Origin of the sequence: Clostridium sp. AM58-1XD (genome assembly GCF_003464085.1) — a bacterium.
Lineage (GTDB): Bacteria > Bacillota > Clostridia > Lachnospirales > Lachnospiraceae > Lachnoclostridium_A.
In genome coordinates this window covers 13,295-30,928 of record NZ_QSDR01000010.1, presented here as the reverse complement: position 1 = coordinate 30,928, position 17,634 = coordinate 13,295, and the positions used below count along the sequence as shown (strand labels likewise).

The 17,634-nt window shown below is 47.1% G+C and carries 21 protein-coding genes and 2 pseudogenes; 20 read left to right on the top strand and 3 right to left on the bottom strand.

Features of this window, described 5'->3' with window-relative positions; genetic code table 11:
• Positions 1-104: 104 nt before the first annotated feature.
• The 10 genes from DXA13_RS07835 (at position 105) to DXA13_RS20965 (ending at position 7,219) form a co-directional block, all read left to right on the top strand.
• On the top strand, positions 105-983 hold the full coding sequence (locus DXA13_RS07835; protein ID WP_118243147.1) for a YicC/YloC family endoribonuclease: 879 nt from the start codon (positions 105-107) through the stop codon (positions 981-983).
• Between the two features lie 28 nt (positions 984-1,011).
• Positions 1,012-1,632, top strand: a complete 621-nt coding sequence (gmk, locus tag DXA13_RS07830) for a guanylate kinase (RefSeq protein ID WP_118243144.1) — start codon at positions 1,012-1,014, stop codon at positions 1,630-1,632.
• 27 nt (positions 1,633-1,659) lie between these two features.
• On the top strand, positions 1,660-1,911 hold the full coding sequence (gene rpoZ, locus DXA13_RS07825; protein WP_118243142.1) for a DNA-directed RNA polymerase subunit omega: 252 nt from the start codon (positions 1,660-1,662) through the stop codon (positions 1,909-1,911).
• A gap of 111 nt (positions 1,912-2,022) precedes the next feature.
• Positions 2,023-3,363: a 30S ribosomal protein S12 methylthiotransferase RimO gene (gene rimO / locus DXA13_RS07820; RefSeq protein ID WP_118243140.1), complete on the top strand. Its 1,341-nt coding sequence runs from the start codon at positions 2,023-2,025 to the stop codon at positions 3,361-3,363.
• Positions 3,347-3,889, top strand: coding sequence for a CDP-diacylglycerol--glycerol-3-phosphate 3-phosphatidyltransferase (pgsA, locus tag DXA13_RS07815; protein ID WP_118243137.1), 543 nt, complete (start codon positions 3,347-3,349; stop codon positions 3,887-3,889). The genes rimO and pgsA overlap by 17 nt, the downstream gene beginning before the upstream one ends.
• Before the next feature lie 2 nt (positions 3,890-3,891).
• Positions 3,892-5,142, top strand: a complete 1,251-nt coding sequence (locus DXA13_RS07810) for a competence/damage-inducible protein A (RefSeq protein WP_118243134.1) — start codon at positions 3,892-3,894, stop codon at positions 5,140-5,142.
• Positions 5,143-5,162: 20 nt separating this feature from the next.
• Complete coding sequence (locus DXA13_RS07805) at positions 5,163-5,486, top strand: hypothetical protein (protein WP_118243132.1); 324 nt, start codon at positions 5,163-5,165, stop codon at positions 5,484-5,486.
• Positions 5,487-5,504: 18 nt separating this feature from the next.
• Entirely contained in the window at positions 5,505-6,524 is a 1,020-nt protein-coding gene (locus DXA13_RS07800; protein WP_118243130.1) for a DUF2953 domain-containing protein, read from the top strand.
• A gap of 56 nt (positions 6,525-6,580) precedes the next feature.
• A complete protein-coding gene (locus DXA13_RS07795; RefSeq protein WP_118243128.1) occupies positions 6,581-6,997 on the top strand; it encodes a GerW family sporulation protein in 417 nt (138 codons plus the stop codon).
• An 81-nt stretch (positions 6,998-7,078) separates the two neighbouring features.
• Positions 7,079-7,219: a hypothetical protein gene (locus tag DXA13_RS20965; RefSeq protein WP_181995568.1), complete on the top strand. Its 141-nt coding sequence runs from the start codon at positions 7,079-7,081 to the stop codon at positions 7,217-7,219.
• A gap of 131 nt (positions 7,220-7,350) precedes the next feature.
• Here the strand turns inward: DXA13_RS20965 and rpmB are convergent, their stop codons facing one another.
• Positions 7,351-7,536 (bottom strand): 50S ribosomal protein L28, encoded by a 186-nt coding sequence (rpmB, locus tag DXA13_RS07790; RefSeq protein WP_101875345.1) that lies wholly within the window; start codon positions 7,534-7,536, stop codon positions 7,351-7,353.
• A 201-nt stretch (positions 7,537-7,737) separates the two neighbouring features.
• Between rpmB and DXA13_RS07785 the strand changes: the two genes are divergently transcribed.
• The 4 genes and pseudogenes from DXA13_RS07785 to DXA13_RS07770 all read left to right on the top strand — a co-directional run bounded on the left by DXA13_RS07785 (position 7,738) and on the right by DXA13_RS07770 (position 12,317).
• Complete coding sequence (locus tag DXA13_RS07785) at positions 7,738-8,094, top strand: Asp23/Gls24 family envelope stress response protein (protein ID WP_118243126.1); 357 nt, start codon at positions 7,738-7,740, stop codon at positions 8,092-8,094.
• A gap of 14 nt (positions 8,095-8,108) precedes the next feature.
• Positions 8,109-9,781: pseudogene (locus tag DXA13_RS07780) on the top strand (DAK2 domain-containing protein).
• A gap of 134 nt (positions 9,782-9,915) precedes the next feature.
• Positions 9,916-11,969, top strand: a pseudogene (gene recG / locus DXA13_RS07775) (ATP-dependent DNA helicase RecG).
• 141 nt (positions 11,970-12,110) lie between these two features.
• Positions 12,111-12,317, top strand: a complete 207-nt coding sequence (locus DXA13_RS07770) for an alpha/beta-type small acid-soluble spore protein (protein WP_118243293.1) — start codon at positions 12,111-12,113, stop codon at positions 12,315-12,317.
• A 104-nt stretch (positions 12,318-12,421) separates the two neighbouring features.
• Here the strand turns inward: DXA13_RS07770 and DXA13_RS07765 are convergent, their stop codons facing one another.
• Positions 12,422-12,907 (bottom strand): GNAT family N-acetyltransferase, encoded by a 486-nt coding sequence (locus tag DXA13_RS07765; RefSeq protein WP_118243124.1) that lies wholly within the window; start codon positions 12,905-12,907, stop codon positions 12,422-12,424.
• Between the two features lie 278 nt (positions 12,908-13,185).
• Between DXA13_RS07765 and DXA13_RS22935 the strand changes: the two genes are divergently transcribed.
• From DXA13_RS22935 to DXA13_RS07755, 3 genes are all read left to right on the top strand, one after another.
• Positions 13,186-13,356 (top strand): RsmD family RNA methyltransferase, encoded by a 171-nt coding sequence (locus DXA13_RS22935; protein ID WP_347559764.1) that lies wholly within the window; start codon positions 13,186-13,188, stop codon positions 13,354-13,356.
• Positions 13,311-13,754 carry an RsmD family RNA methyltransferase gene (locus tag DXA13_RS07760; protein ID WP_347559774.1) on the top strand — a complete coding sequence of 148 codons (444 nt, stop codon included), beginning with the start codon at positions 13,311-13,313 and terminating at the stop codon, positions 13,752-13,754. The genes DXA13_RS22935 and DXA13_RS07760 overlap by 46 nt, the downstream gene beginning before the upstream one ends.
• Positions 13,755-13,982: 228 nt before the next feature.
• On the top strand, positions 13,983-14,603 hold the full coding sequence (locus tag DXA13_RS07755; RefSeq protein WP_118243122.1) for a vacuolar family H+-ATPase subunit H: 621 nt from the start codon (positions 13,983-13,985) through the stop codon (positions 14,601-14,603).
• Here DXA13_RS07755 and DXA13_RS07750 read toward each other — a convergent pair.
• The gene (locus tag DXA13_RS07750; RefSeq protein WP_118243120.1) at positions 14,554-15,531 is read right to left on the bottom strand and encodes a nucleoside recognition protein; all 978 of its coding nucleotides are present in this window, start codon (positions 15,529-15,531) and stop codon (positions 14,554-14,556) included. The two genes, DXA13_RS07755 and DXA13_RS07750, sit on opposite strands and share 50 nt — an antisense overlap.
• A gap of 51 nt (positions 15,532-15,582) precedes the next feature.
• Here DXA13_RS07750 and DXA13_RS07745 point away from each other — a divergent pair, with 51 nt between their 5' ends.
• The 3 genes from DXA13_RS07745 (at position 15,583) to DXA13_RS22925 (ending at position 17,627) form a co-directional block, all read left to right on the top strand.
• Positions 15,583-16,386: a M23 family metallopeptidase gene (locus DXA13_RS07745; RefSeq protein WP_118243117.1), complete on the top strand. Its 804-nt coding sequence runs from the start codon at positions 15,583-15,585 to the stop codon at positions 16,384-16,386.
• A gap of 159 nt (positions 16,387-16,545) precedes the next feature.
• The gene (locus tag DXA13_RS22930; protein ID WP_118243115.1) at positions 16,546-16,983 is read left to right on the top strand and encodes a hypothetical protein; all 438 of its coding nucleotides are present in this window, start codon (positions 16,546-16,548) and stop codon (positions 16,981-16,983) included.
• Entirely contained in the window at positions 16,980-17,627 is a 648-nt protein-coding gene (locus DXA13_RS22925) for a hypothetical protein (RefSeq protein ID WP_347559763.1), read from the top strand. The genes DXA13_RS22930 and DXA13_RS22925 overlap by 4 nt, the downstream gene beginning before the upstream one ends.
• Positions 17,628-17,634: the final 7 nt, after the last annotated feature.

The following is a 17,634-nucleotide window of genomic DNA, read 5'->3' as shown; positions in this document are numbered from 1 at the left end:
TGCCCGGCTGAATGGATACGTGAATTAAGTGAAAAAGTATTGTTGACTTGCTTTTCTATATGAATTATAATAAACAGTATCTATGTGAAAGTGAGGGCAGTCCGATGTTAAAGAGTATGACCGGCTTCGGAAGATATGAAGTCGTGACAGATGAATATAAGATTTCTGTCGAAATGAAAGCCGTCAATCACAGATATCTGGATTTAAGCATCAAGATGCCGAAGAAATTCAACTATTTCGAAGCAGGCATCCGTACGCTTCTGAAAAGTTATGTTCAGAGGGGCAAGGTAGACGTATATATCAGCTACGAGGACTATACGGAAGGCAATATGTGCCTGAAGTACAACAGCGGTCTGGCTGCCGAGTACGTGGAGTATTTTAAGAAGATGTCCGAACAGTTCGGAATCCAGAATGACATGAAGGCGTCTGTTTTGGCAAAATGTCCGGAAGTCCTTACAATGGAAGAGGTGCCGGAAGATGAGGAACATCTGTGGAAGGTCCTGTCTGGGGCTGTAGAAGAGGCAGCGAAGCGCTTTGTCGGGACTCGGATTACGGAAGGCGAGCATCTGAGGGAAGATCTAGTAGGAAAGCTGGATTATATGAGGGAGCTGGTAGACTTCATCGGAGAGAGAGAGCCGCAGATCCTTTCTGAATACAGGCAGAAACTGGAAGATAAGGTGAAGGAGCTGCTTGAGACGGCTTCCATTGACGAAAGCAGAATAGCGGCGGAAGTTACGATTTTTGCCGACAAGATCTGCGTGGATGAAGAGATGGTCCGCCTGCGCAGCCATATTGAGACAATGAAAACGAAGCTGCTTTCCGGAGGTACGATCGGAAGGGAACTGGATTTCATCGCTCAGGAGATGAACAGGGAAGCGAACACGACGCTGTCCAAATCCACGGACCTGGCTGTTTCCGATAAGGCGATTGCCCTGAAGACGGAGATTGAAAAGGTGCGGGAACAGATTCAGAATATTGAATGATAGATTACGACGGAACGGAGCATCTGACATGAGTAATAAAGGAATTTTAGTCGTCGTTTCCGGTTTCTCAGGAGCCGGAAAGGGAACGCTTATGAAGGCGCTAATGGAGAAATATGAGAATTATGCGCTGTCCATCTCCGCTACAACAAGAAGCCCGCGAGAGGGAGAAGAGAACGGCAGAGAGTATTTCTTTATCAGCGAAGAGGAGTTTAAAAAGAAGATTGAGGCGGACGAACTGATTGAATACGCTCAGTATGTCAATCATTATTATGGGACGCCGAAAGAATATGTCATGAAGAAAATGGACGAGGGAAAGGATGTAATTCTGGAAATTGAAATCCAGGGTGCCCTCAAGGTAAAGGAAAAGTATCCGGAGACGCTTCTTCTTTTCGTTATGCCCCCCAGCGCAGCTGAACTCAGAAACCGTCTGATCGGCCGCGGTACGGAGACGCTGGAAGTGATTGACGCGAGGCTGAAACGGGCCTCTGCAGAGGCAGAAGGCATGGAGAATTACGATTACATACTGGTGAATGACAGAATCGACGAATGTGTGGAAGAGATGCACCGGCTGATTCAGGCGCAGCATCACAGAGTAAGCCACAATCTGGAGTTCATTCAGCAGATGAAATATGAATTAAATCAGCTTTAAAGTTGTATATAGAAAGGAAGAAAAAATATGTTACATCCATCTTACACAGATTTAATCAACGTAGTAAACAGCGACGTAGAGCCAGGCGAACAGCCGGTGGTACAGAGCCGTTATTCCATCGTTATAGCGACTTCAAGGAGAGCAAGACAGCTGATCGCAGGCGAGGACGCCATGGTACCTGCCGGAGGCAAGAAGCCTTTATCCGTGGCGATTGAAGAATTATACAAATCAAAAGTTAAAATTGTCGGCGATGATGAAGTGAACAGCAACGAAGTGTAGCCGTCACGGCGGTTTTCATTTCACATTTACCGATTGCTGATTATTTAAGCCGTCTCAGAGCTAAGGAGATGGCTTTTATAGTTTGGCGCAACACGATACGAGGAGTTTTATATGAGAATATTATTTGTTTCCCTGGGCTGTGATAAAAATCTGGTAGACAGCGAAAAAATGCTGGGACTGCTGCGTGATGACGGCCATACCTTTACAGACGAGGAGACGGAGGCTGAGGCCATCGTCATCAATACATGCTGCTTTATCAACGATGCCAAGGAAGAAAGCGTTAATACGATTCTGGAAATGGCAGAGTACAAAAAGTCAGGATCCTGCCGCATACTGATCGTAACCGGCTGTATGGCTCAGAGATATAAAAAAGAGATTATGGACGAAATTCCGGAAGTGGACGCCGTACTGGGCACATCCACGTATGATGAAATATCCACAGTAATGAAAAAAGTCATCGGCGGAGGCGGCCACGTCCAGTGCTTTCATGATCTGAATGCCCTGCCTGAGGTGAAGTCAGAGCGGATTGTCACCACGGGAGGCCATTACGCATTTTTGAAAATTGCAGAAGGCTGTGATAAACACTGTACGTACTGTATCATTCCAAGCCTGCGTGGAGCTTACCGCAGCGTACCGATGGAGCAGCTGGAAGACGAAGCTGAAAAGCTGGCGGCCAGAGGGGTGAAAGAACTGATCCTTGTAGCCCAGGAGACCACGGTATACGGAAAGGATCTGTACGGTGAAAAGAAGCTGCCCGAACTGCTCAGGAAGCTCTGCAGGATACCGGGGATTCAGTGGATCCGAATCCAGTACTGCTATCCAGAAGAAATAACGGATGAGCTCATCCAGGTAATCGGGGAAGAGGAAAAAATCTGCCATTATCTGGACATGCCGATCCAGCATATCAATGATAGAATCTTAAAACGGATGGGGCGCAGAACGAATCAGGCCCAGCTGAGAGAGATTATCGGAAAGCTGAGGGAACGAATCCCTGATATCGTTCTCAGGACAACGCTGATTTCGGGATTCCCCGGCGAGACGGAAGAGGACCATGAGGAGCTTCTGCATTTCGTGGACGAGATGGAATTTGAAAGGCTGGGGGTATTTGCCTATTCAGCAGAAGAAGATACGCCTGCCGCCTCTTTTGAGGATCAGGTGCCGCAGGAAATCAAGGAAAAGCGGCGCGACGAGATTATGGAGCTTCAGCAGGATATCGCATTTGCCAAATGTGAAGACAATGTAGGCGTGTTTCTGGAAGTCATGATTGAGGGAAAGGTTGCCGACGAAAATGTCTATGTAGGCAGGACCTATATGGATGCTCCAAATGTAGACGGGCTAATTTTTGTAAACTCGGAGGCAGAACTCATGTCCGGGGATTTTGTAAAAGTTCAGGTGACAGGAGCTCTGGAATACGATCTGATCGGGGAGGTATACGATGAATCTGCCAAATAAGCTGACTGTTTTGAGAGTGATATTGATTCCGTTTTTTGTAGTCGCCCTCCTGTGGGACGGCGGAGAAAATGAAACGCTGCGAATCGTATCGGCCGGAATCTTTATCGTAGCCAGCCTGACTGATATGTTGGACGGAAAGATTGCAAGAAAGTATAATCTTGTCACTAATTTTGGGAAATTTATGGATCCTCTTGCGGATAAGCTACTTGTCTGTTCCGCACTGATCTGCCTGATTGAGCTGGGACAGATCCCTGCGTGGATGGTCATTATCATTATCAGCCGGGAATTCATTATCAGCGGTTTCCGCCTTGTGGCATCGGACAACGGCATTGTGATCGCGGCCAGCTACTGGGGAAAATTTAAGACCACATTCCAGATGATCGCTGTAGTTCTTATGATTTTTAACATCGAAGCGCTGCAGCCTGTTACAACCGTCATGATCTGGATCGCTCTGATTCTGACTGTTGTATCCCTGGTTGACTATATTGCGAAAAACCATAAGATTCTTACAGAAGGGAGTATGTAGCAATGACAGTAGAATTAATTTCCGTCGGTACGGAACTGCTGCTCGGCAATATCGTAAATACGAATGCCCAGTTCCTCGCAGAAAAATGTGCCCTGCTGGGGCTCTCCATCTACAACCAGTCCGTAGTGGGAGACAACAGGGAGAGGCTTTCCGAAGTAATCCGTGTGGCACTTAAGCGTTCGGATATCATTATTCTGACAGGAGGCCTCGGACCGACGGAGGACGATCTGACAAAGGAAGTATGCGCAGAGGTGATGGGATTCCCACTTGTGGAGGATGCTCATACGAAGAAGCATATGGAAGAATATTTTAAAAACGGCATTTACAAAGACATACCTGAGAATACCTGGAAGCAGGCGCTTGTACCGGATGGCGCCAAGGTGCTGGACAACAGCAACGGCACGGCGCCAGGCCTGATTATGGAGAAGTTCGGGAAAGCCGCAATCCTGCTTCCAGGCCCTCCGAACGAGCTGTATCCGCTCTTTATGAAACAGGTCTATCCCTATTTGCAGCACCTTCAGCCAGAAATTATTCTGTCCAAGATGGTGAAAATCTGCGGTATCGGAGAAAGCCAGGTCGAGACGAAGGTTCTGGATATGATCGATAAACAGACGAATCCGACGATCGCCACATATGCGAAGACAGGAGAAGTTCATCTGCGTATAACGGCGAAGGCTGCCGATGAGGAGGCTGCTAAAAAACTGATTAAGCCTGTGGTCAAGGAAATTAAAAACCGGTTTGGAGATTACGTATATACGACAGATGAGGAAGAAACGTTGGAAGAGGCGGTTGTAGAGCTGCTGAAGAAATATGAGCTGACAGTGACTACGGCAGAATCCTGTACAGGCGGAATGCTCGCAGGACGTCTTGTCAATGTTCCGGGAGTATCCGATGTATTTCGCGAGGGATTCATCACATATTCTAATAAAGCGAAAAGGAAGATCCTGGACGTCAATAAAAGCACCCTTAAAAAGTACGGTGCTGTCAGTGAGCAGACAGCAAAAGAAATGGCTATGGGAGGCGTATTTGCTACGGATTCCGACGTCTGTATCGCGATTACAGGGCTTGCAGGCCCCGGAGGAGCCACGGAAGAAAAACCGGTGGGTCTCGTATACATTGCCTGCTACATGAATGAAAAAGTATGGGTGGAAGCGTACCAGTTTAAGGGTGACCGCAACAAGATCAGGGAACAGGCAGTTGTTAAGGCACTGGACCTCCTGCGCCGCTCCATACTGGATAACTATCGGAAATAAAATCGATTGGAGACTTGCCGATGCGGTGGTATCATCATCTGTATGAAGGAGAAAAAGCGAAGGAAAAGCGGTATTCAATCATTCAGAGAATCCGCGGAAGGAAATTTCAGAAGGGGAGCTATGTGATTACTCCGCCTTCAAACGGGAATAATGTCCTTGATATCTATCCGTCGAATATCCTGCTTCTGCCCTGTTATAGAAAGAGCGATCTGCTGGTTCTCGGCATTGCGGCAGATTACGATGAAGCGCTGGAAGTGGCGGGAAGGATCGTTGTCGATATGTATAAGAGGATCGGAAGACCTGACATCGACGAATTTCTGGCGGCAGCAGAAAGTGAGAGATAAAGGGCCACGGAGGCAAACGTGATTCATATTGTTTTATTCATATTAAAAATTATCGGATGGATTCTGCTGGCTGTTCTTGGTTTCATCCTGCTGGCTGCCGGCATCCTGCTTTTTGTACCGGTCCGGTACAGGGGAGAAGGATCCTGTTATGGCGCATGGAAGGGAAGGTTGAAGGCAACCTGGCTTCTCCATATGATTTCATTGACTGCTGTCTATGAAGAAAATCTGGACGTGACCATACGTATTTTGGGCTTTCCTTTGGGCAGAAAAGCGAAGGAAGAAGCGGAAAAAGAGATCAGTGAGGATGAATTCTGGGAAAAAATATCCGAAGAGCTTTCCGATGAGGAAGATAAAGAAGACGCCGGCAGCCCCGGCGCTCCTGTACCTGATGTCCACATCGCATCCATAGAGGATTCAGAAGAGGATTTTGTATATCAGGGCGGGGAGAGGAACGCGCAGGACGAAGCAGTGAAAAAAGAGGTGACGGCGGATTCGGAAGACGGCCGTCACCGGGAGCCGGTTCGGGAAGAAGGTAAAAAAACTTCTGGAAAAGAAAGAAAAAGCAGAGGCGGCTTTGGCCGGCCGGGATGGCCAAAACGGTTGAAAGACCGGTTTTTGCGCATTTTTAAGAACCTGAAGGCAGCTTTTTGTTCCATGTGGGATAAGTGGAAGTCCCTGGAGAAAAAGGTAGAGCGGATAAAGCAGTTTATCAATGACAAGAAAAATCAGGAGCTTTTTAAACTACTGCTTAAGCAGATCAGGGTACTTTTTAAGCATGTACTTCCGCGGAAGATAAGAGGAAAGGTCAGACTTGGATTTGACGATCCCTATATGACCGGACAGGCTTTGGCTGCAGCCGGCCTTCTGTATCCCTTTTACAGGGATTCCATACAGGTCTGCCCGTCTTTTGAAGAGCAGATTCTGGAAGGGGAGCTGTCGTTTTCAGGACGAATCCGGCTGTTCACACTGACAGTAATCGCCGGCCGGCTGTTTTTAAATAAGAGATTCCGCTTGCTTTTGAGAAAGTGGATGAGATAAAACTGCGATGAAACGGCTGCATATCATATGCGGCCCGCATAAGGAGGATTTAGCGTATGGCTGACAATCATTTCGCTTCGACCGTCGAAGCATTATTTCAGGGAATGGACCATTTTGTTACAACAAAAACGGTTGTAGGGGATGCAGTAAAGGTGGACGATGCCATTATCCTTCCGTTCGTAGACGTGAGCTGCGGGATGGCGGCAGGCTCGTTTGCAGAGAATGCCAAAAGAAACGGCGGCGGCGGTATGAGCGCAAAGATGAGTCCCAGTGCCGTACTGATTATACAGAACGGCGTGACAAAGCTGGTCAGCATAAAGAATCAGGACGCCATGACAAAGGTTCTGGACATGGTTCCCGACTTTGTCAACCGTTTTGTATCCGGAAAGAATCAGGGCGTTGTGTCCGATGAAGCGGAGAAGGCCGCTGAGGATCTGGCTGCCGCACAGAAGGCGGAAAAAGAAGAATCCTGAGATTCGAGATTATAAAAGGCTGTCATAGTTTTTCCGGTTCTGCATATGATATACCATAGCTGGAAAAACCGGGGGACAGAAATGAAGCGGATTTGCGGACTGATGTTATTTTGTTTCGGTGTAGGAATGACTGTGCTTCTTCTGATACCGCAGACGTTTTCTACGCTTATTTTCATCATTGGCTGTCTGGTGGTGGGATATAACCTGTTCTGCGGATGTTAGTCGGGAAGGAACTGCCCTTCTGAATGAGCATATAGCGGTGACCGGGACGTTTTGCGTAAGAGCATCGCATTCAACGAAAAAAGCTCCGGGCTGAAGCCCCGGAGCTTTTAAAATTCGAATGATCTAAAAAATTACGCTCTTTCTACCAGACCAGAACGTAAGCAAGAAGTACATACATACATCTTCTTAGCGCCGCCGTTAACTTTTACCTTAACAGACTTTACGTTTGCTTTCCACATTTTATTGCTTCTTCTATGGGAATGGCTCACGTTATTGCCGAAGTGAGCAGCCTTTTCACAAATTGCACATTTAGCCATGATTCGCACCTCCTTAAACGCTACTTGGATTCCTGAGTATTAGAATCCACAACATATTGTATGATACCAGATGTCTTCCCAATTTGCAAGTGAAAAATAAAAATTTGTTTCTTTTTTTGATAATATCATGTATAATATACACAGCTTAAACAGCAGGGCAGCTGATATCAGTCTGCTTTGACAAGAATGGAGGCATGTTTAATGAAAGGACGCTTAAACAACGAGTTCGGAGAAGTCCGGATCAATCCTGAAGTAATCGCATTATATGCCGGTACAATCGCGGTGGAGTGTTTCGGGATTGTAGGCATGGCTGCCATCAGCATGAAGGACGGCCTTGTAAAACTTTTAAAGAAGGAAAGCCTGACAAGAGGAATCAATGTCACAATTGAGGACAACCATATTGGCCTTGATTTTCATGTCATTGTTTCTTACGGAGTGAGCATCAGCGCCGTTTCCGATAATCTGATTGAAACGGTAAAATATAAAGTGGAAGAATTCACCGGAATGGAAGTTGACAGAATCAATATCTTCGTGGAAGGTGTAAAAGTGATAGATTAAGGAGGAAGATACCCGTGGGTATGAGGTCGATAGATGCCAGGATGGTCCAGAAGGCTTTTCTGGCGGCAGCAAAGGGGCTTGAGGCGAAAAAGGAGTGGATTAATGAACTGAATGTATTTCCGGTTCCTGACGGAGATACGGGTACGAATATGTCTCTGACGATTTTGGCGGCTGCAAAAGAGGTGGCTGCCCTGAAGGATCCGACGATGGAACAGCTTGCAAAGGCGATTGCTTCCGGTTCTTTGAGAGGCGCAAGAGGAAATTCCGGCGTAATCCTTTCCCAGCTTTTCCGCGGCTTTACAAAAGAGATAAAGACGGCGGAATCTATTACGACGACGACTCTCGCAAATGCCTTCGTAAGGGCTGCGGAGACGGCTTATAAGGCTGTCATGAAGCCGAAAGAGGGAACGATCCTGACGGTTGCGAAGGGAATGGCAGATAAAGCCGTAGAGCTTGTTTCTGAGACAGAGGATATCATTGAATTTGCAGACCGTGTGATCGAATACGGTGATTATGTACTGAGCCAGACGCCGGAGATGCTTCCGGTGCTGAAGCAGGCGGGAGTTGTGGATTCCGGAGGGCAGGGACTCATGCAGGTGATGAAGGGGGCGAGAGACGGCCTTCTCGGAAAAGAAGTATCTGTCGAAGTGCCGTCATTTTCAGAGACGGAAAGTACTTCCAGATCAGCTTCCGGTAATTCTGCATCCAATACGGCGGAATTCGATATTCATTTCGGATACTGCACGGAGTTCATCATCAATCTGGAACATTCTTATGACGAGAGCAGGGAAAGGGAACTGAAATCCTATCTGGAATCCATAGGTGATTCCATAGTCGTCGTTTCGGATGACGACATCGTCAAGGTACATGTCCACACGAACCATCCGGGGCTGGCTTTTGAAAGGGCCCTGACCTACGGTTCTCTCTCCAGGATGAAGATTGACAATATGAGAGAAGAGCATCAGGAGAAGCTGATTAAAGAGGCTGACATCAGGGCTGCTGCTGAGGCCAGGCAGGAAGAGCCCAGAAAAAAATTTGGCTTTATAGCGGTATCCATTGGAGACGGCCTGGGTGAGATCTTTAAGGGGATTGGAGCAGATTACCTGATTGAAGGCGGACAGACCATGAATCCCAGTACGGAAGATGTGCTGAATGCAATCGATCATGTAAATGCAGATACGATTTTTGTTTTTCCCAACAACAAAAACATTATTCTGGCTGCAGAACAGGCAAAAAGCCTGGCAGAAGATAAAAATATCATCGTGATTCCGTCTAAAACAGTCCCGCAGGGAATTACGGCGATTATTAATTTTATGCCGGACCTGTCCGTAGAAGAAAACGTAGACAACATGATGAATGAAATGTCCAGAGTAAAAACGGCACAGATCACATATGCCGTGCGAAACACATCGATTGATGGAAGAGAGATTGCTGAAGGCGATATCATGGGGCTGGGAGATAACGGTATTCTCGCGGTCGGAAAAACAATCGAGGGAACTGCCCTGGAAGTTTTAAATGAAATGATTGATGACGATTCTGAACTGGTTACCGTTTATTACGGAGAGGAGATCACGGAAGAGGACGCAGACCGCCTCCTGGAACGGGCAAGGGAAAATTTCCTCAGTGTGAAATGGAGCTCCATGAGGGCGGACAGCCGGTTTACTATTATCTCATATCCGTGGAATAACAATACGCGGCACAAATCAGATATGCCCTTGATACCAGATTGCGTTTCTATGCGGCGGCTTGGCCGCTGTAGCTGGTGTCGGGGGCATTGCTTTTCAATTTCATAAGCAGCAGAATGGAACAGCAGGAGGAAGTATGAATCAGGAACCGGTCACTTCTCTGAAAGGGATTGGAGAAAAAACAGGAAAACTTTTTGAAAAACTGGGTGTTTTTACGGTACAGGACCTACTGGAATATTATCCCAGAGGATATGAAACATATGAAAAGCCGGTGCTGGTGGGAAGCCTGAAGCAGGACATGACTGCGGCGGTGGAAGGCGTTCTTATGAAAGACGCGGAAGTACGGCGCTTTTCCCACATTCAGGTTACATTGGCATTCCTGAGCGACGGGAAGGACAAGCTGCAGCTGACGTGGTATAATATGCCGTTTCTCAGGACAACCCTGAAAGCAGGCTGCCGTTTTGTTTTCAGAGGCAGGATTGTGAAAAAGAGCGGAAGGCTGACGATGGAGCAGCCGGAGATTTTTTCACTGGATTCCTATGGCCAAATTATGGAATCCATGCAGCCGATTTACGGGCAGACAAAAGGACTGGGCAACAAGGCGATCGTGAGAGCCGTGTCACAGGCCATGGAAAACCGCCGGATGGAGCGGGAGTATCTGCCGTCTGATATCCGCATACGCAATGAACTGGCCGAGTATAATTTCGCTCTTGAACATATTCACTTTCCATCCAACCGTCAGGAATTTCTCTTTGCACGGAAGAGGATGGTTTTTGATGAGTTTTTCTTTTTTCTCCTGGCAGTCAGAAGGCTGAAGGAGAGACGAAGCGATAAAAGAAGCCAATTTGTTATGAAACTGTCAAGTCAGGTACAGGCTTTAAAAGACAGCCTTCCATATGAACTGACAGGCGCCCAAGAACGGGCGCTTCAGGAGATATACAGCGACCTGTCCGGCGGTCTTGTGATGAACCGTCTGATTCAGGGTGACGTCGGTTCAGGAAAGACGATCATCGCCGTACTGGCCCTTTTGCAGGCTGCATACAACGGATATCAGGGAGCGCTCATGGCGCCTACGGAAGTGCTGGCAAAGCAGCACTTTGAATCCATCTGCAGCCTGTTTGAAGAAAACGGGATTGATAAACAGCCGATCCTTATAACCGGCTCCATGACGGCAAAAGAGAAGCGCCTTGCGTATGAAAAAATCGCTTCTCATGAAGCGATCTGATTATCGGCACCCATGCGCTGATTCAGGAGAAGGTGATCTATGATAGGCTGGCTCTCGTTATTACAGACGAACAGCACAGATTCGGAGTGGGGCAGAGAGAGGCGCTGGGCAGCAAGGGAGAAGAACCGCACGTGCTCGTCATGAGCGCCACTCCGATTCCCAGAACGCTGGCGATTATTATATATGGCGATCTGGACATTTCCGTCATTGACGAGCTGCCTTCCAACCGTCTTCCTATCAAAAATTGCGTTGTAAATCCGTCTTACCGTCCGAAGGCATACGAGTTCATAGTAAAAGAGATCGCTGCCGGCAGGCAGGCATATGTCATCTGTCCCATGGTGGAAGAAAGTGAAATGATAGAAGCTGAAAATGTGCTGGACTATACAAAGACATTAAAGAGCAAGCTTCCGCCTTCCATAACGGTAGAATACCTTCATGGGAAGATGAAGGGAAAAGAAAAAAACAAAATTATGGAACGGTTTGCATCAAATGAAATTCAGGTGCTGGTATCCACAACGGTCATCGAGGTCGGCGTCAATGTGCCGAACGCAACGGTCATGATGATAGAAAATGCAGAGCGTTTCGGCCTGGCTCAGCTCCATCAGCTGCGCGGCCGCGTAGGACGGGGCAAACATCAGTCTTACTGTATCATGGTCAACTGCGGAGATGACGATGGAACGAGTGAACGTCTCGACATTCTCAACCGGTCGAACGATGGATTTTATATCGCTTCGGAAGATCTGAAGCTGCGCGGTCCGGGAGACATATTCGGACTGAGACAGAGCGGAGACATGGAATTCAGGCTGGCCGATATCTTTACGGACGCTTCCATACTGAAAACCGTCTCGGATGAAGTGAACCGTCTGCTTTCCAAAGATCCGGAGCTTGTGCTTCCGGAGGAGGAGGAACTGAAAAAACGCCTGGATAATTACCTCGAAAAAAGCTATGAAAAGCTGAATTTGTAAATTACCGTTTTCTGACATTTTTCGTAAAACCTTCTAGTGTATTATTTTTTCATTCACACATAATAGGAGTGTAACAAAAAACAAGCCATGAAAAAAACAAAAACGGTCATGGCAAATCAGAAAACAAGGAGGCGTATTATTATGTCAAACAATTCTTCTAATTCTACAAACGTACCTGAGGCAAGAGAAGCACTGGATAAGTTCAAAATGGAAGTAGCAAGCGAGCTGGGAGTACCGTTAACAAACGGATACAATGGTAACTTAACTTCTGCACAGAACGGTTCTGTAGGCGGATATATGGTTAAGAAGATGATCGAAGCTCAGGAAAGACAGATGGCAGGCAAATAAATACTGCTGAATGAAATAATAAGCAACGAATGACAAGAAAAGGCTTCCAGGCGGGTTGCAGACCGGCCCGGGAGCCTTTTCCCATTCAGACGTATGTTGAATATTCAGTTTTTCTGGTATGCGATCCGTTCCGAACCGTCTTCTACGAATACGGTGCCACACAAGGTAAAGCCGTTCTTTTCCAGCATGTGCTGCATGGGAAGGTTCTGCCGGTGTGTATCGATACGGATATTGTTATATTGACTAAAGCACCATTCCAGACAAAAGCTGGCGGCACCTTTTGCCCTTGCAGCAGATGCAATTCTGTGAACAACGGCATATGGATTATCGTTCAGCCATTTTCCATCGTAAATCATATGATAGTTCGGCTCATCTCCAATTCGGAAATAAAAGGTTCCAAGAATCTGCCCGTCATCTCCTGTGCATACATAACTGCAGCCTTCCTCCAGGTCATGAATCAGGAGAGATTTTTCGGGATAAGAAGTTCCCCACTGATTTGGATTGCCGTTTTCTGCCATAAAGATTCTGGCCTCTTCGTAAATTTCCAGCAACCGTTCCAAATCCCGTTCCGTTGCTTTTCTGATTTTCATATGTAGTCTCCTTTTTAAGTATAATGTCTGCGCTGCCTGTATTTCTGCGGTAAACGCAGAAACCGGTATTCGCAGTCATTATACCATAAAAAATCACGTTATAGAAGTGTGAGGAAATTACCTCACAGACTTTTAAATTTCTCTTAAATCCCTTGTATATCTTCTTTATTCATATTATAATTATACGTAATTATCCAGGAAGGCTGATTATGCTGGAAAGCAGGCCGTTCTGAACAGATGTATTTATGACACAAAACCCCTAAAAGGAGTCCGAATAAATGAGAGTAATAGCCGGAAGCGCCAGAAGGCTGCTTTTAAAAACAATAGAAGGCCAGGATACCAGGCCCACGACAGACCGGATTAAGGAGACGCTTTTTAACATGCTCCAGTATGATGTGCCGGGCTGTTCTTTTTTAGACCTTTTTTCAGGAGCGGTGCAATTGCCATAGAAGCGCTGAGCCGCGGAGCGGAATCAGCCGTTCTCGTTGAAAACAATGGGAAAGCCGTCGATTGTATACGTGAGAATTTGAAAACTACAAAGATGGAAGACCGGGCGATGGTGATGGCCTGTGATGTGATTACAGCGCTCTCCAGGCTGGAGGGAAAAGGCCGGCAGTTTGATATCGTTTTCATGGATCCGCCCTATCATCACGGACTGGAGCTGGAAGCCTTGAAAAAGCTGGGCGAATCCGGGATGGTCAGCAAAGATTCCATCATCATTACAGAAGCTTCTCTGGAGACGAAATACGATGATGTGGAGACTTTGGGCTTTCGGGTGAGCAGGGTAAAAGAGTATAAGACGAATAAACACGTATTTTTTACGTTTGAGGGTGAAGCGGCTGAATAAGAGATTATGCGAAAAATCCTCTGTTTCATAAAAAAATGAATTCTCCGTTGTTTTCTTGCAAAGAACGTGCTAAGATGTTAAAGAATACAGATAAAATTGATAAAATGAAAGATTATTAAAAAATACTGAAAATAGAATTTGATGAATTGAAATTTACGGAATCAGAACATAAAAGAGTTCAGGCACCTGGCCGATAATAAGTGAAAAAGTTAAGGAGAAGTGTGGATCATGAGTAGAATCGAACAGTTAATAAGCGAAATTGAAGAATACATAGACAGCTGTAAGCCAAAGGCATTTTCGAATTCAGATATCGTAGTAAATAAAGAAGAAATAGAAGAGCTTCTCATGGAACTGCGCATGCGCATACCGGATGAGATTAAAAAATATCAGAAGATAATCAGCAATCAGGACGCGATTCTTTCGGATGCCCGCACACAGGCGGATTCCATGCTGGCGGAAGCACGTTCTCAGGCCGATACGATGCTTGAGAGTGCAAAGGCCCAGACGAATGATCTCGTTAATGAACACGAGATTATGCAGAGAGCCTTCGCACAGGCAGACGAAGTCGTTGAACAGGCGCAGGCAGAGGCGCAGGCAATCGTAGAAAGCGCTTATGCAGAGGCAGACGGCATGCGGGAAGCTGCTGTCAGATATACGGATGATATGCTGGGAACTCTGCAGAAAATTATCAATCATTCGATGGATGAAGCTCAGAGCAAGTATAATTCTTATATGTCTTCCCTTCAGTCGAGTTATGATATCGTATCTTCAAACCGGGACGAGCTTTCCGGAGCGATCGTCAGGGATGAAGAGCCGCAGGAAGAGCTTGAGCAAGATTCAGCAGAATAAAGACCAGGCAGGAAAGGCCTGTATGTATTAATTTCCAGATCACATAGTGCCGGATGGATAATCCGGCCTTTTTTGAGTTGCAGGAAGAATCTTTGACTGAACTTTTTATAATTACGCTGTTAGTCTGAAAGATCCCGGAGATGCCGCCAAAGACCGTAACACATGTAATGGCGAGCTGCATGGAAGCACCTGTCATGGACGATGCGACCGCATGAATTCCCGTGGTGATTTCCGTAATTCCCAGAAGGACAGCATTGGTCTGTGGGGAAAAGGGGGACAGGGCGCGGATAAATTCTGCAGCAATGGAAAACAGCATGATGTAGCCTCCGATTTTAACCATGGTTTCAAAGGAATTCATCATACTTTTGTCAAAGGAAAATCCGGCATAGATATTTTCGGAAGAAAATCCGGACTGTTGACGGCTCTGGCGGCTGCAGCCATAAAACTTTCTGGCAGCGGCAGAAAGAGGGATAAGCGGCAGATATACAGAAAGAAGCAGGAGAGGCAGCCCGTTCTGGTTCCAGGCAGCCATCACATACCCCAGCAGGAACATGGGACTTGGATGATTGCTGACGGCCAGCAGATACTTGCTTTCTTCCGGGGAGATCATGCCGTATTCCAGAAATTCGCTGCATGTTTTTGCACCCATCGGATAGCCGCAGAGAAGGCCTGAAAGAAAGACAAAGCTGCCGGCCTCGCTGAATTGGAAGACTTTGTCCAGCAGAAAGCGGAATGGCCGGACGAGATACGGGACGCCGCCCAGAGCAACAATCGTGCTGGAACAGATCATAAATGGAAGAAGAGTCGGAAGCACCACATCAGCCCACAGAGTCAGTCCGTTTCTGGCTCCAGCCAGTGAAAGCTGTGGTCTGGCCAGAAGAAAGAGAAGAATAACGATGGGAATGAAGGGGAAAAAGGATTTTTTCATATCCACCAGAATATAGTTTATTGATACAATATATGTGGGGATGAGGGGGATATGATTTTCGTTTTGATCCTGCTTCTTGCGGTTTTTCAGGTCACTATGGTCGATTATCTGGCCAATAACCCGGACTATTACCAGCTGGATGCATATACATGGGAAAGCGAGGAATTCCGGTCCATGAAGCTGGGAGAGCTGATTGCAGGAGGGGGTACTATTGACTACGATATGCTCACGTCCCTGATGGTGGAAAATGACTACAACCTGCTGGAAATGGAAGACGGCAGCTATGACAGCGACAGCCTCATCAAGCGGAAGCCGGTTGAGTATCAGAAGCTGAAAAAGGCATATGAGACGGTATTTTCAGACCTGAGATATTTTCCGATTCCGGCCAGTGAAAATCCGGAAACGCCGGATATTACATTTGAAGACAGCTGGGGAGATGAGCGTACATATGGCGGCGAAAGGAAACACGAGGGCTGTGATATAATGGGGATGGAGAAGGAACGCGGATATTATCCGGTCGTCAGCATGAGCGACGGCACGGTAGAACGTGTCGGATGGCTGGAAAAGGGCGGCTGGAGAATCGGCATCCGGGCTCCCGGCGGGGCATACATTTACTACGCCCATCTGTACGGATACAGCAGGGAATGGAAAGAAGGCGACCACGTCCGGGCAGGCGAACTTCTGGGCTTTATGGGAGATACGGGATATAGTACCGTAGAGGGAACAACAGGCAATTTTCCAGTTCACCTCCACCTGGGAATCTACCTGAAAACGGACCATTATGAGGAAATGGGAATCAATCCTTACTGGGTGCTGAAATACATGGAAAAGAAACGGTTAAAAGCGTTTTACTGACTTGTTCATTTGCGAAATGCCGTCAGGCTGACCATTGTTGTGGCATACCCGGTGAAAATATGGTAAACTAGAGTAACTGAGTGCCGGAAGGGAAACCCATGGAACGCTTTTAAGCGGGCGTACAGCCGGAGAAAGTCAGTGAGATAAGGAGTACAGAGATTGAAATTTGAAGAACTTCCCCAGTCTTTCAGAGACGAAATGAAAGCGCTTTTAGGCGGGGATTATGAAGAATATGCAGCCAGCTTTGAGGCGGGCAGGATTTTTGGGCTGCGTGTGAATACATGGAAAACAGAACCAGAATTTCTGGAAGAGCAGCTTCCTTTTCATATGTCGGCCGTTCCGTGGACTGATAACGGCTTTTATTACGAAGAGGAAGACCGCCCGTCCAGGAATCCTTTTTATTACGCAGGACTTTATTACCTTCAGGAACCGAGCGCCATGGCTCCTGCTGCTCTTCTTCCGGTACGGCCGGGAGACAGGGTGCTGGACCTGTGTGCTGCCCCTGGAGGAAAGAGTACAGAGCTGGGGGCCCGGCTGAAAGGGGAAGGCCTCTTTTTTCTAATGATATCAGCAATTCAAGGGCAAAGGCCCTTTTGAAAAATCTGGAGCTTTTCGGCATTCCGAATATCTGCGTGACGAGTGAAGCGCCAAAAAAACTTGCAGCCCTGCTCCCGGAGTTTTTTGATGCCATTTTAATAGACGCCCCATGTTCCGGGGAGGGAATGTTCCGTAAAGACGATGGAATGGTGAAGGATTGGATGGAGAAGGGACCTTCTTATTATGCGCCCATACAGGCAGAGATTGCGGAAGAGGCCGTATCCATGCTGCGGCCGGGAGGCCATATGCTCTATTCTACATGTACCTTTTCCGTGGCAGAAGATGAAGCGGTCATAAACGGCCTTCTGGCACGCCATCCGGAGCTGGAGCTGATCCGCCTGCCCAGATGGGAGGGCGCGGAAAATGGAATCGGTCTGGATGGCTGTATCCGTCTGTTTCCCCATAAAATCAGAGGAGAAGGCCATTTTATTGCTCTTCTCAGGAAAAGGGGCGGTGATGGGAAAGAAGCGCCGAAAAATGGGAAGCATATAAATGATAAGAACGACAGGCTCCCGGAGGAAGCGGCTGATTTTTTAAGCGGAATTAAAGCTTCATTTATGGAGAACGGCCATATCCGGGTGATAAACGATTCTGTTTATCTGCTTCCGTCTGAGTTTCCAGACTATATAAACTGCGTTTTCTGAGGACAGG